A 13,884-nucleotide genomic window follows, 5' to 3' on the forward strand; every position below is an offset into this window, starting at 1 on the left:
TACTCACCCGTCCGCCGCTAACTTATCCCGAAGGATAAATCCGCTCGACTTGCATGTATTAGGCACGCCGCCAGCGTTCGTCCTGAGCCAGGATCAAACTCTCCATAATAGAAAAGCTGAAATGCTCATTGACTTGCTAGCGAGATTTTGCAATCTCAATTGTAGTCACTTGCGTGACTGAGTTTGCTGATTTGCTTCATTCATTTGTTCAGTTTTCAAGGAGCTTTAATGCGTTACCGTTTAAAGCGTTAATGCATCGCTTGTTGCGGTGACAAGAACATATATTATCAGGTTTCAAAACGAATTGCAAGCAACTTTATGCATCCATTATCTTACATCTTCAAAAACCCCGTAGTTGTAGCGTTTCGGCGCCATACCCCCTTTTTTCCAAGCAGATGAACGCCGCCAATCCAATCATCCATGCCATTCAGGTATAGATGATCTTGGTCACCTGCATGAACCAGCTTTCCCATTTCAGTCCTATGTAATCGCCATTTTTCAAAATAAGGCGGCAGCGGTTCGCCGTAACTTGGCAGCTTGTCCCCTCCAGTAAGACGGACCAGCGGAATCTCACATTTGCGGATACTATCAACAATAGCCCAGAACTGCAAATCACCGAGGCCGTAATGACCGGCCGTTTGGCCGATACTTTTAAACAATGACAGAATCGGCAGTTCCTCTTCCCCTATCAGCTCCAGAATAAGCTGTTGGTTGGCTGACAAGCCATTTTGAGAGGATGGATAACGTTCTGAATTGGCTTGTAGGGCCTTTTTAAGAAAAGGCAGTGCAGATAAATCCTCTTCCAATAAAGTCGCCATAAGAAGGGGCTCAGAAGCTGAGTAAGCTGTCCAGACCTTGCGGGCCAAAAGAAGTTGGCCTTCATTAACAGGCACCCAATTGTAGTGCAGCTGAGTAATTTGATCGACGTTTAATTGTCCTAATCCATGAAAGAACTTAACGCCAGGAAATTGATTGATACTTAACAAAGATAGTTTAAAGGATCGATTAGGGAGAGCGAATAATCTCGATAGCAAATAACAAAGCATCAATTGGTCATATAAATCATGCTCAAACCACAGGACAATTTCGTCAACATCCTCCGCGAGCTTGTCCAGCGCTTTTTCCTGCTGTAGGGTAATGGACTTGAACATTTCCTCAGGAATGCCATGCAGGCGATTCATATAGGCCGCCCTCATAGATAAAAGGACACTATCAGACATCTGCATGCCGATAGGTCCTTCATATAGTGACTCGCGCCACACCAATATGTCTCCATCGATACCCGAAGCACGCAGCTTATTTCCAAACGCGTCTCCATTCACGATATGAAGTTTATTCGGCATGGCACTGTCTCCTTATTTGTCATTTAGCCTTCACCTAAAAGCTGTAAAAGCTCCTGTTCATCCTCAATGATCCGTATTCCAAGTTCTTGGGCTTTCGTCAGCTTGCTGCCTGCGCTTTCCCCTGCGATAACGATGTCGGTTTTCTTAGAAACACTGCCGGTAATCTTAGCTCCTAGCGCTTCCAGCTTTTTGGCACATTCGTCACGCCCCATGGTGGATAGCGTACCTGTGAGGACAACGGTTTTACCAAAGAACGGATTGTCAGGACTAGCCAAAACAACCGCCGGCTCTTCGGCTATTGGGTTAACACCTGCAGCGAGCATACGCTCAATACTGGATACCATCACAGGGTCACGGAAAAATGAATAAATACTCTCTGCTACTATTCCACCTACATCAGGAAGCCCTATTAGCTCCTCAGGCGTAGCCGCCATAATTTTCGTTAAACTGCGATAGTAGTCTGCCAGCACCTTGGTCGTGGTTTTACCCGAGTTAGGAATGCCTAGGGCATAAAGGAACGAAGCTAGATCGCGCGATTTGCTTTTTTCTAGCGCATCAAGCAGGTTGCGGGCCTTCTTCTCGCCAAAGCGATCAAGCTTGACGAGGTCCTCGAATTGTAGGGTGTACAGATCCGCAGGATCACGGACATCCAGCTCTTGATGCAGCTGTGAGGCAGTCATTTCGCTGAAGAATTCAATATCCATCGCATCACGCGAAGCAAAATGCGCCATACGACCAACCAGCTGCGGACTGCAGCCAAGACGGTTCAAACAGAACAGATGCGCACCACGCATCTCAAGCTCACTGCCGCAGGAAGGACAATGCGTCGGAGCCACAATTTCCTCGCCGTCATTCTCCTCGGTTACTTTACCGAGAATCTCAGGAATGACGTCGTTGGAGCGACGGATGTAGACGAGGCTGCCTAAGGCGTGCTTGAGGTTTTTGCGCTCGATGTCACCGACATTGTTGAGCGTGCAGTTCTGTACGGTTACGCCAGCGAGGTCCACGGCTTCAACGCGGGCTAATGGTGTGATTTTACCTGTGCGGCCAACTTCCCAAGAAACACTTTGCAGGATTGTTGTTGCTTCTTCAGCCTCGAATTTATAGGCAATAGCCCAGCGAGGGAATTTCTCGGTGTATCCGAGCACTTCTCTTGTACGCATGTCCATAATCTTAATGACACTTCCGTCAATCAGAAAATCAAAGCCAAGCCGCTCTTCGGCAATCTGCTCCAGCTCTGCACTCACTTCTTCAATTGTGCTGAAATACCGAGTTCGGTTGCTTACTTTAAAATGGTTGTCACGTAGAAACTGAACCATGTCGAAATGATTATCAAATTGGATGCCGTCTGAGTAACCCACATTATAGAAGAAAGCATTCAGCTTACGCTCTGCCGTCACTTTGGGATTGAGGTTGCGCAGCGCTCCGGCTGCTGCGTTGCGGGCATTTTTGAGCGGATCCGTTGCAGTTTGGTTGTACGCCTCGAGCACAGAGAGGAACATCATTCCCTCACCTTGCACTTCAATGGTTCCCTCATTGTATGGGATTTCCAGCGGGATGGATTTAATCGTCTTGATTTGGGCTAAAATGCCCTCACCAACCGTACCGTTTCCTCGCGTGGAGGCTTGAACAAGCTCTCCTTGCTTATAGGTAAGGTTGAGCGTGAGCCCGTCGAACTTTAATTCCACCACATACGTCGGGTCTGGCAACGGGTTCTCTGGATTCTTGCTGTTGTAATCTGCAATTAGCTTAAGCACACGCGTGTGCCAAGTCTGCAGGTCCTCGGCATTTTGCGCCTTGTCCAAACTCCAGAGTCGGGCCAGATGCTTGTGTGGATCAAAACCTTTGAGAATGTCGCCGCCTACCCGCTGGGTTGGAGAAGAAGGCAAGGTAATCCCTGTTTCCTTCTCTAGCGCGGTCAATTTATTGTATAAAGCATCCCACTCGGCATCGGAAATCGCCGGTTGATCAAGCGTGTAGTAGTTATGGTTATGTTTGTTGATTTCTTGGATGAGGGTTTTCATTGCCGCGATGGCATCTGTCATTACGGGCTCTTCCTCTCTAATGGGAAATAGGGTGGGTCCGGCAAATAAAGGAGCAAAAGCGGCTCCTATTCTTTCGTAATAGGAGCGAACTTCGCGAGCAGGCGCTTCAAGCCAACAGGCGCCGGGAAAGCAATTTGCAGCTCGGTGTCATCACCCGAGCCTTTCACTGACACGACGGTGCCGATGCCCCACTTGCCATGCGACACTTTGTCGCTGGCTTTGTAGTCCGGCACCGCGCCGCCTGCGGCAGGCTGCGGAGCCCGGAACGGAGCCGGCTTCGCCCCGGCTGCAGGGCTTGGCGCAGCCGCGCCCGTACTAGGCCGTCCGAACGAGGACGGCGTGCCCCAAGCGGACGAGCCGGCGGAGCCGCGGCCCGCTTGTGAGGCAGTGGCGCTGCTGCCACTGCTGCCCCACGAGCTGGTGCTGGTGCGGCCAGCTCGCGAGAAGCCTCCACCGATGGAGCCGCCCATCGAGACATTCTCCAGGAGTTCCTTCGGAATCTCCTGAAGGAATCTCGATGGCGCGTTCGCGGCGGTGCGGCCGAAGAGCGTGCGCATACGGGCGCACGTGAGGAAAAGCTCTTGCTCGGCGCGCGTGATGCCGACATAGGCCAAACGGCGCTCCTCTTCGAGCTCTTCGTTATCGGCGAAGGCACGGCTGTGCGGGAAGACACCTTCTTCCATCCCGATGATGAATACAACCGGGAACTCTAGACCTTTGGCGCTGTGCATCGTCATGAGCACAACGGCGTCTTGCTCTTCTTCGCTTTTTTCTTTATCCAACGTATCGATATCGGCGATAAGCGCCAAATCGGTTAGGAACGAAATGAGTGACTTGTCCTCGTTACGTTTCTCGAAGTCCATTGTCACGGACAGGAACTCCTCAATATTTTCGAGACGAGCCTTGGATTCAATCGTATTCTCGCGCTGCATCTCCAGACGGTACTGCGACATCTCCAGTATTTTCTCCGTCAGTTCAGTTACAGATAAGTATTCAACCATGCGGTTCAGGTTATCAATCATTTCGCGAAAATCTGCTAAAGCGTGCTTAGCCTTCGTTGTGATCTCCAATGAATCGACTTCCTCAAGCATGGCATAGAGTGAAATACCTCTTCGTCCCGCCATATCGGCCACTCTGTCCATTGAGGTGTCACCAATGCCCCGCTTCGGCACGTTCACGATTCGACTCAAACTGATATCGTCGTCCGGATTGGAGATGAGGCGCAGATACGCCAAAATGTCCTTGATCTCTTTCCGATCATAGAACTTTACGCCGCCAACGATGGTGTATTGGATATCGGATTTTATGAGAATTTCCTCAATTACCCGAGATTGTGCGTTCGTCCGGTACAAAATGGCGTGATGACCGAACTTTTTACCATTGGACTTATTTTTATTAATCTCACTTGTAACGAAATAACCTTCTTCGTGCTCGGAATCAGCTTGGTACAGCTTAATCCTTACGCCGCCCTCTTTATCCGTCCATAAGTTTTTGGGCTTACGGCCCGTATTATTGGCGATGACTTTATTGGCAGCCTGCAAAATATTAGAGGTGGAGCGATAATTTTGCTCCAAAAGAATAGCTGTTGCATTCGGATAATCTTTTTCAAAATTAAGGATATTAGATATGTCAGCCCCACGCCAACGGTAAATGGACTGATCACTATCTCCAACAACGCAGATGCGCTGATGTTTGGCCGCAATCATTTGACACAGCATATACTGCGCTCGGTTCGTATCCTGATACTCATCGACATGGATATATTGAAATTTATTTTGATAAAACTCCAGAACCTCTGGAACTTCATTAAACAAATGAATGGTTGCCATAATTAAGTCATCGAAATCCAGAGAGTTGTTGCTTCTAAGTTTCTTCTGATAAAGCGTATAAATTTTCGAGGTCAACCCATCGAAGTAGTCACCGATTTTATCTTCAAATTGTTTAGGAGAGATGAGTTCATTTTTGGCTGTAGAAATAGCCGCTTGAAAGGTCTTGGGTTCGAACTTCTTGGTATCAATGTTCAGTTCTTTGCAGCACGTTTTGATGACTGATAACTGATCACCGGAATCTAGAATGGTAAAATTCGAGGTGAAACCGATGCGTGAAATATCTCTGCGCAGCATGCGCACACACATGGAGTGAAACGTGGAAACCCAAATATCATTCCCACTGCCGCCAACTAGCTTGCCAACGCGGTCCTGCATCTCACGAGCCGCTTTATTCGTAAATGTAAGGGCCAAAATGCTCCATGGCGCCGCTTTGCGCGTGCCGATCAAGTACGCAATACGATGCGTCAGCACTCGTGTCTTCCCGCTTCCCGCTCCAGCCATAATCAGAAGTGGGCCGTCGACAGCTTCAACTGCTTTGCGCTGCTCGGGGTTCAACCTTTTTATCGCATCTAAAATATTGACTGTCTCGTTCATAAGTTACCTTCCTGTTCTATCAAAGTTCACGGTCTGAAGCGCCTGCTCCAGATCACTATAAATAATGTTACCGACGACGATGGTATCTGCGACCTCCGCTGCTTGCTGCGCTTTATCTAGGCTGTCAATGCCTCCGCCATAGAATAAACGGGCATTCTCCAGCACTTGTCGCGTCCGCCTTACCAGCTCCATATCACCAAACACACCGCTATATTCCAAGTAAACAATAGACATGTGAAATAGCTTGTCCGCCATGCGAGCGTACGCCGCAACATCCTTGACATCCAAGTTCGTACGAGCCGATGTTAACTTCGCCGCTGTAGCTTCGCTATTCAGAATAATATAGCCTTCAGCTATAATCTCGTCCCAATTCAGCATAGAGCCATATTCCTTCAACGCCTCATGATGCTGCCCAACGATCCATTTCGGATCATCCGCATTCACCACAACCGGAATTAAGAATAAATCGAACCCTGGAACGATAGCCTCATGATTGGATATCTCAAGCACACAGGGTACCTCATATTGACGAATACGAGATAGAAGGTCCACTGTGTTATCGAAGGTTACCCCCGTTGAGCCGCCCACCATGATCGCATCGGTCCCAGACTGGCAAAGCCGATCGAGCGCTTCATCTGAAATGTCCCGATCTGGGTCAAGCTTAAATACATGCTTCCACTTACGTATATCGACGATCAATTGTTTCCCTCCGATTAGGCGGCAATACTGCCATACTATCAACAGTCTATGCTACGTATTCGGGTGTGTCAAATGACAAAAGACGGGCTAAGCGCCCGCCTTTTCAAGGAATATGTACGTAATGTTATCTGATCTACGTTGAAGCTTGATTTCCGGCTAAATACGCACAAATGTTCCCAATTATTTTACTTCAATATTAAGAATTTTCTCTACATTGATATCCTTATGATCATTTTGCTGAAGCTCGAGTCGGATCTCATGTTTACCTGCCGCTAGATTCGTTAGGGTTAACGGACCCGTTTTACCAATCATCGCTTTCTGCTTACCGTCCACGTACAAATGTAAATGTCCTTCACCCTGTACGGCTTTCTGATCCATATGATCCGCTATCTGGAAATTACTTGTCTGATACGTGATCGTAACGTTTCTGCCATCTACTTTATAGTCGGCATCGATGGCTGGCTTGGCATTGGAGGCCACCGTCTTCACACTGCTTTCCGTCTTCCCTTGGGCCACTGTAGTCGCTGCCTTAGGGTCTTTCAAGCCTGCTGCACCGCTACTAGCAACTTCCTCTTTGGAACCGCATGCTGTTGTTAATGCTCCTAGTACAATTAAAGTAGCTGCGCCGTAAATCCACGTTTTTCTCATCAGCATTTGCACCCTTCTCCCATAAGTTTGGACATCCTATGTTCCTTATATATGAGTGACAAGCTGGTTCCATACCATGATTATGAGAAAAGGGGGACAAAATAAATATTTGATAATAAAAAAGACGCCCTATAGCTAGATGCTAGGACGCCTTGGTCTTGAGGAAACAATGAGATTTAGAAGCTGTATTTACTTCCCTCATGTTGTTGTTTACTGAGATAAGAGCTTTCTCCTGCCGTCGAGGTCTGAGCACCTGTTTGACTGCGGGAAGCATTGGTAGAACTTGCTGATTTGCTTGTAATGCCAGCATTTTCAGATGCGCTGTATCCGGATGATGCGGCATAACCCTGCGATTGACCGTAGCCGGTTTGTCCATAATTCTGATCTTGAAAATTTTGTGCTTGCTGGTTGCTAATATAGGCTTGCTGTTGACTTGTCTGGTTTGGTGAAGACTGTGTATGAGTTGAATAGCCTTGCCCTTGATTAATGTGCACCGCATTAGGATATTGGGAGGCACTAATCATGGGTTGGATAGGTGTTTGTGTTTGATATAAAGCCGCAATCTGGTTCTGTTGCTGACTCTGCTGCGGATGTTGCTGTTGCTGGGCGATAGTCACTTGGTCTTGCTGCTGATAGCTCGCCGTGTTCGTTTGACTCAAATTTTGTTGTACAAAGGACTGCAACTGAGCAGCGATCTGGCTTTGTTTCTGGAGTTCTTGTTGAATGTGCTGCTGAGGAGCAGCTTGAATTTCATATTGGCCAAGCTTCTGGATTTCCTGAAATACGGCAGCTTGATCCTGCAGTGTCTTTTGCAGTAACGACTGGAAGGCCTGCCTGATCTGTGGGTTAGCAGCCTCCAAAGCTGCAGTCGTATATTCACGAGCACTGCGTTTCAACTCGGAAAGGACAAAGTTCGCGAAGTCCTCGTCTTTTAATTGTGCTTGTAGTTGGTGAGACTGTTGCTGCTGTTGTTGATACGGGTTTTGCTGATACATGCTTCTTGCACCTCCTATTATGTACGAATTAATGGGTAATGCCTGATTGCTGCTGTAGGGTGTTGATGAGGACGCTAATGTTTTGCAGACGCTCCTGAGAAAGATTAGACAAGGTTTGTTTCAACGACTGACTTTGGCTATTCACTGCTCCTTGTACACAAAGCTTTGCTAACAAATCCTCATTTTTTAGCGTATCCGCTAGGTATAAAAGCTCTTTGGTGGAAATGTTTTGGTTCCCTTGATTGTTGTACATGTAAATGTTACCTCCTTTCTATTCCTTTTTTGTAGGTTTCCCAAATTATTCCGTTTTATGTGTCGTTGGAAAAAAAAGTTAATCGAAATTTTGTAAAACTATGGTCCCATACTGGATACGTACCCTAAAATTGGCATCATGCATAATATCCTAACAACAAAGAAAAAACTGCCCCAACACAGCACGTTTGCTGTAGGGAGCAGTTTTCCTGTTAAGAGGCGGGCTGAGCCGGTTTGCCGGCATAGGCATCCGCCAATTTCTGTATATCTGCGGCGTTAAGCAGGTACGCCCACTGTCCGCCTTGCTTCGCCAACCAGACTTGATCTTGGCTTAGCTTGCCTTCATAGGTCTCGGTGACCTCTTTGCCATCTGCAGACAATACAAGCTCCACTTTGAGCTCACCGCCTGCAGTTGGCTTCTGAGCCGCTGGCTGTGGAAGTTCAGTGCTATGCAGGAAGATCAGCTCATCCAAGAGAGGATTTGCCTCCGCGCCTTTCAGCTCCTTATCACCAAGCTTCCAGTTCGCCTCGGCAGCTACCTTGTCTTTGTCCGTTTTGGCAAGCGTCCAGGTTTGACCTTTCCACGTCAGCTTTACGCTCTGCACCTTGTCGCTTTCGAATTGGACTGGGCTAGCATCGGCAAAGTCTACTGGTTCTTTACTGAGCGCTGAGAGCGACTGATCACTCACCTGATACACAGCAGGAGATCCCTCCACCTGAACATAGGAGAAACCTTCAATTGGAAGAGCCGTGCCCACCAACAGTCCCTTCTTCGAGCCATCTTTTAGCGTAACTTCATAAGTTCCAAGAGGCTTATCTAACCCATAGTTGGATAGATTACTTACCTGATCTTCAACTAGTTTCGTTGATGTCACCAGACCGAGAGCATCCATCCACGAACCCACTTGATTCGTATTGATCGGCGCTGCTGCCGGGCTTTTCATCTCCCATCCGCTGCCGTTCCGGGCTAATTCGATCTGCTGTACCTCTGTTTTTACATGAATGGACTGCACTTCTTCTTGCTTGAGTGTGATGAGCGATTTCGGTTCATCTTTTTTCTCTTGAAAGAAGTCTTTGCTCGAAGCGTACCAAAAACCGCCGATACAAATAACGACTAACAGAATCGTAGGAATAAACCGTTTCATCCTCGTCTCCTCCTCCACCAGATCAAGCCGCCAATGACTAGGAACAAGAGCGGTAAGAACACGATCGTTACGAGGAAAATAGTATTCGCTTGGCTAGGTGTAATCATCGCTTGTTGGAATGCATCCCCTTGACGCGGACGGATCGTGATCTGATCCTTCTGTTCCTGCAGCCAGCCGATACTGTTCAAAGCAAAATCCTTGTTGCCTTGATTCTGAATATCTTGATCTAGTACAAACGTAGATCCCCCAAGAATAACGGCTTTGGGCTTGTTATCCTTGTTAGCAATCGCGTAACCCAGATTCAGCGGTCCTTTGACATCTGCCGCATCCTGCTTGGTTTTGGATTGTGCAAGAAGGTTGATATCTGTTTCCCCGTAAGCTTTATCTGTTGTTTTCAAAAGCAGAGACTGAGTGTAATCTGGTGCACTGTTATCCGCATTCAAACTTACAGCCAGCGACAACATCGTAATCAAATTATTGCTGGACAGCTTGTTGGTAATGTCATGCGGGCCATACTCCGGAATAATCGTCAGCGGATCATAGAGCGACGTTTGTTTCGTTTCAATCGCAATCGCATGTTGATCCTGAATGCCGTATGTTTTCATGATCGCATCGATATTTTTCCACTTAGTCGCCATATCTTTATTGAAGCCTAACGCCAAATAAATCTTGCCTTTATCCTTCAAATAAGCCTCAATCAGCGCCGCTTCTTTATCATTCAGGTCATTTTGCGGGCCAAGCAGCATCAGCATCTGCGCATCGTCCGGTATTTTACCCTCAACGAACAGATTAAGGTCCTTCACGACATAATTAGCGGCTTCCAGACTGCTTTTCAAAATGGTCATAGCATTCAGTGGATATTCCTGATGACCTGAAAGCAGATAAACCGTGTGCTTCTCTGTGGATGTGAGGCTCTTAATAGCCTGGGTAAACTTCTCTTCCCCTGAGAACGTATAGGAACCATCCTGTTGGCCGACAAACAATTCATAGAAATTGATATTCTGCTTTTTAGAACCCATTTCAAAAATAATCGTTCCGCCTTGATCGACACCATACTGCTTGGCCATCGAAGGCTGTTTCAGCATATCGTACTCATCATACGTAATCTTACCGCTTTGCTTCTTATATTCGGTCACCATATCGGTGACTTGTCGTGTCACAAAACCGTTGTTGTCCCCACTATTCGTAAAGGCAACGATGTGAATATCTTGATTTAAGCTTTTGAGTGTGGCAACTGTTTGCTCGGAGAGCGTAAAGCTCTTATTTTTCGTCAAATCGACCTGAAAGCCTTTCAGCGAGTGAAGAAAGATGGTCAAAATAATGAAAATGCCGATAACGGCGATCGATAAAACAGTCGCATTAGTTCCCCGTATCCACTTATTCATCCCGCTCACCTCCAACGCTTTCTTTCAAGGACTTGTATGCAAAGAACCAGGAACACAGCTGTTAATGTGATATAAAAGAGGATGTCTCCGCCGTGCAGGACGCCTTTTTGCAAGTTCGTCAGATGGCTCGTCAACGAGAATTGAGCGACATAATCCTTCAGCTTGCCTGTCATGCTGCCGCTTACCCAATCAAGCAGCCACAGCATAAGCAATATCACAAAGCCTGAAATACCGGCAACCATCTGATTGTTGGACAAACTGGAAGCGAACAATCCAATGGCCATCATCGCGCAGCCTAATAGGAACATACTTAGATAAGACAGCCACATAACAGGCTTATCCAGCGTTCCGAAGGCAGACATAATGAGCGGGTAGATCAAGCTGATCCCCACTAGCCCCACCTGTACAATAAATGCGGACAAATACTTACCCAGCACGATTTCACCAATACCTGCAGGTGAAGTCAGAAGCAGCTCATCGGTGCCTTGACGGAACTCATCTGCGATAAGACGCATCGTTAAAAGCGGGATGATAAATAGGTACACGAATGTGGTATTTCCAACAACGGAACGCGCATCCACAATCGGCGGCTGGCCATTAACGAAGTTGATATAGAAGAAGAAGCTCGATAGCAACACATAGAAAGCGAATGCCACGTAAGCAACCGGCGAAAAGAAATACATTTGCAGCTCTTTCGAGCAAATGGCCCAGATTCTACGCATCAGTGTCTACCTCCTCCTTCGGAGTGCTATCGGCTTCGGCGGGTTCATCCGTCGTCAACTTGAGGAAGATATCCTCTAGGCTGAGGCTTTCCCGCTTCATCTCGAGGATTGGATAGCCTGCGCCCGCCAGGCGGAAGAACAGCGCCTCGCGGATATCGGAGCGATCCGCGGAGGTCACGAGCAGCTTCACAGTTTCGGCTGCTGTTGGCGGTTCAGTGGTCGCTGCTTCTTTCGATGCTTCGTCGGTGATGAACACATCCTGCACAGTAGCGGCAGCGATAGTTGCAGCGTCGCTCGACGCGACGACTTCTTTCACTTCTGCGACCGCCTCTAGGCTGCGCAGCTCGGTCAAGATCCGCTCGCGAGGTCCTTTGACCTCGAGCGACACTTCAAACGTCTCGCCCATCGTGCGGCCGAGATGCTCAGGGCGCTCGTCGAGAACGACGCGGCCTTGGTTAATAATGAGAACGCGGTTGCAAATCGCGTTAATTTCTGGGAGAATGTGCGTGCTCAGCAGCACCGTATGGTTCTCGCCCAGCTCATGAATCAGCTGGCGGATCTCGATGATCTGCTTCGGATCGAGGCCAGACGTGGGCTCGTCCAGAATAAGCAGATCCGGTTGGTGCAGAATCGCTTGCGCGAGGCCCAAGCGCTGCTTGTAGCCCTTAGACAAGGAGCGGATGATTTGCTTCTCGCGGCCCTGCAGACCTAGCTTGTCGATCGCTTCGCCGACACGCAGCTTCTGCTCCCGTGCAGGCACATCGCGAAGATTTGCGATAAATCGTAAATAAGCTTGCACCGTCATCTCTGGATAAAGAGGCGGCGTTTCGGGTAAATAGCCGATTTTGCGGCGTGCTTTCTTCGGGTTATCAGCCATAGAGTGACCATCTACCCATATTTGACCATGCGTAGGGTTCAAATAACCCGTAATCATGCGCATCGTCGTTGTTTTGCCAGCACCGTTCGGCCCTAAGAAGCCGACGATCTCACCGCGCTGCATCGAGAAATCGATGTTGTGTACGCCGCGATCATTTTCGTACAGCTTGCTGACTTGTTTGACCTCAAGCATCCAAGATCCCCCACTTCTACTCGTTCATATATCCATCATCACTATACCTGTGGAACAATAAACCAACCTTAAGCAAATCTGAAAAATAGATTAAAATATTGTGTCTAAATTGTGAACGAACGAGATGAAAGGGGAGGATCGGTGGATAAATCGTATGTGTATAAATAATAGAACTCCCTAGCTGCTAGGGAGTTCTATTATTTATGGCATTATGATGAGGATTAATTGACAGCCTAAAAACCCAACATTTTGGCAATCTTCTCAAGTAGTCCTTTCTGTGATGTCAATTGTTGAGATATGTCATCATATCGGTTGTTTAGTGATTCTGCAGTAGCACGCATTTCACTTCGGATTTCTTGTTCCAACACTTCGCTTACCTTTTGTGTGTGAAGATGAATCAGATTACGCAGGTCCTTTACATCCTTTGAAACGCCTTCAAAGCGTTGGTTCAGTAACTCCGTTGTGGCGGTAAGTATTTCACCTTTGGGATCTCGATCCGAAACTTCAGTTACCTTTTGCTGAACGGTTTCGATCACGTTTCGCAGTTCCGTTACTTCTTCAGATATGGTGTCATAGCGTTTGTCCTTTTGCGTTTGGAGATGAATCTCATTACGCAGTTCCTTTACATCCTCCGAAACGCCTTCATAGCGTTGGTTCAGTAACTCCGTTGTGGCAGTAAGTATTTCACCTTTGGGATCTCGATCCGAAACTTCAGTTACCTTTTGTTGAACGGTGTGGATCACATTCTGCAACCCCGTTACTTCTGTAGAAACACCCTCAATTTGTCTGTTCAGTAATTCAATTGTGGTAACAACCTCACTTCTGATGTCTTGTTCAAACACCTCAACTACCTTCTGGGTGAGAATCTGGATCACGTTCCGCAGTTCCGTTACTTCTTCGGATATGGTGTCATAGCGGTTGTCTAGCGATTCTGCAGCTGCATTTATTCCACTTCGGATTTCTTGCTCCAACATTTCACTTACCTTCTGCTTGTGGAGATGAATCCCATTACGCAGGTTCTTTACATCCTCCGAAACGTCTTCATAACGTTGGTTCAGTAACTCCGTTGTGGCAGTAAGTATTTCACCTTTGAGATCTCGATCCGAAGCTTCAGTTACCTTTTGTTGAACGGTGTGGATCGTATTCTGCAACCCTGTT

General features: G+C 47.5%; 12 protein-coding genes and 1 rRNA gene. All 13 read right to left on the minus strand.

All coding sequences use genetic code 11. The features are described 5' to 3' along the window. A 16S ribosomal RNA gene (locus AC58UU_RS39555) occupies positions 1-109 on the minus strand; the annotation flags it as partial. A 223-nt stretch (positions 110-332) separates the two neighbouring features. Further along, positions 333-1,343 carry a DUF1835 domain-containing protein gene (locus tag AC58UU_RS39560; RefSeq protein ID WP_497322984.1) on the minus strand — a complete coding sequence of 337 codons (1,011 nt, stop codon included), beginning with the start codon at positions 1,341-1,343 and terminating at the stop codon, positions 333-335. 23 nt (positions 1,344-1,366) lie between these two features. Continuing rightward, positions 1,367-3,388: an NAD-dependent DNA ligase LigA gene (gene ligA / locus AC58UU_RS39565; RefSeq protein ID WP_497322985.1), complete on the minus strand. Its 2,022-nt coding sequence runs from the start codon at positions 3,386-3,388 to the stop codon at positions 1,367-1,369. 65 nt (positions 3,389-3,453) lie between these two features. Continuing rightward, positions 3,454-5,811: a DNA helicase PcrA gene (gene pcrA / locus AC58UU_RS39570; RefSeq protein ID WP_497322986.1), complete on the minus strand. Its 2,358-nt coding sequence runs from the start codon at positions 5,809-5,811 to the stop codon at positions 3,454-3,456. 3 nt (positions 5,812-5,814) lie between these two features. Beyond that, positions 5,815-6,510, minus strand: a complete 696-nt coding sequence (gene pcrB / locus AC58UU_RS39575) for a heptaprenylglyceryl phosphate synthase (RefSeq protein ID WP_497322987.1) — start codon at positions 6,508-6,510, stop codon at positions 5,815-5,817. 180 nt (positions 6,511-6,690) lie between these two features. Next, entirely contained in the window at positions 6,691-7,158 is a 468-nt protein-coding gene (locus tag AC58UU_RS39580; protein WP_497322988.1) for a DUF6130 family protein, read from the minus strand. A 176-nt stretch (positions 7,159-7,334) separates the two neighbouring features. Next, positions 7,335-8,153, minus strand: coding sequence for a spore coat protein (locus AC58UU_RS39585; protein WP_497322989.1), 819 nt, complete (start codon positions 8,151-8,153; stop codon positions 7,335-7,337). Positions 8,154-8,181: 28 nt separating this feature from the next. Next, positions 8,182-8,406, minus strand: a complete 225-nt coding sequence (locus AC58UU_RS39590; RefSeq protein ID WP_497322990.1) for a hypothetical protein — start codon at positions 8,404-8,406, stop codon at positions 8,182-8,184. 211 nt (positions 8,407-8,617) lie between these two features. Then, positions 8,618-9,550: a DUF4340 domain-containing protein gene (locus AC58UU_RS39595; protein WP_497322991.1), complete on the minus strand. Its 933-nt coding sequence runs from the start codon at positions 9,548-9,550 to the stop codon at positions 8,618-8,620. Next, positions 9,547-10,935 carry a GldG family protein gene (locus AC58UU_RS39600; RefSeq protein WP_497322992.1) on the minus strand — a complete coding sequence of 463 codons (1,389 nt, stop codon included), beginning with the start codon at positions 10,933-10,935 and terminating at the stop codon, positions 9,547-9,549. The genes AC58UU_RS39595 and AC58UU_RS39600 overlap by 4 nt, the downstream gene beginning before the upstream one ends. Positions 10,936-10,940: 5 nt before the next feature. Further along, a complete protein-coding gene (locus AC58UU_RS39605) occupies positions 10,941-11,657 on the minus strand; it encodes an ABC transporter permease subunit (RefSeq protein WP_029194859.1) in 717 nt (238 codons plus the stop codon). Further along, a complete protein-coding gene (locus AC58UU_RS39610) occupies positions 11,650-12,726 on the minus strand; it encodes an ABC transporter ATP-binding protein (RefSeq protein WP_497322993.1) in 1,077 nt (358 codons plus the stop codon). The genes AC58UU_RS39605 and AC58UU_RS39610 overlap by 8 nt, the downstream gene beginning before the upstream one ends. Before the next feature lie 233 nt (positions 12,727-12,959). Continuing rightward, positions 12,960-13,884, minus strand: a 925-nt coding sequence (locus AC58UU_RS39615; protein ID WP_497322994.1) for a hypothetical protein, incomplete at its 5' end; no start/stop codon positions are given.

It is taken from the genome of Paenibacillus sp. JT22N1 (assembly GCF_059692155.1).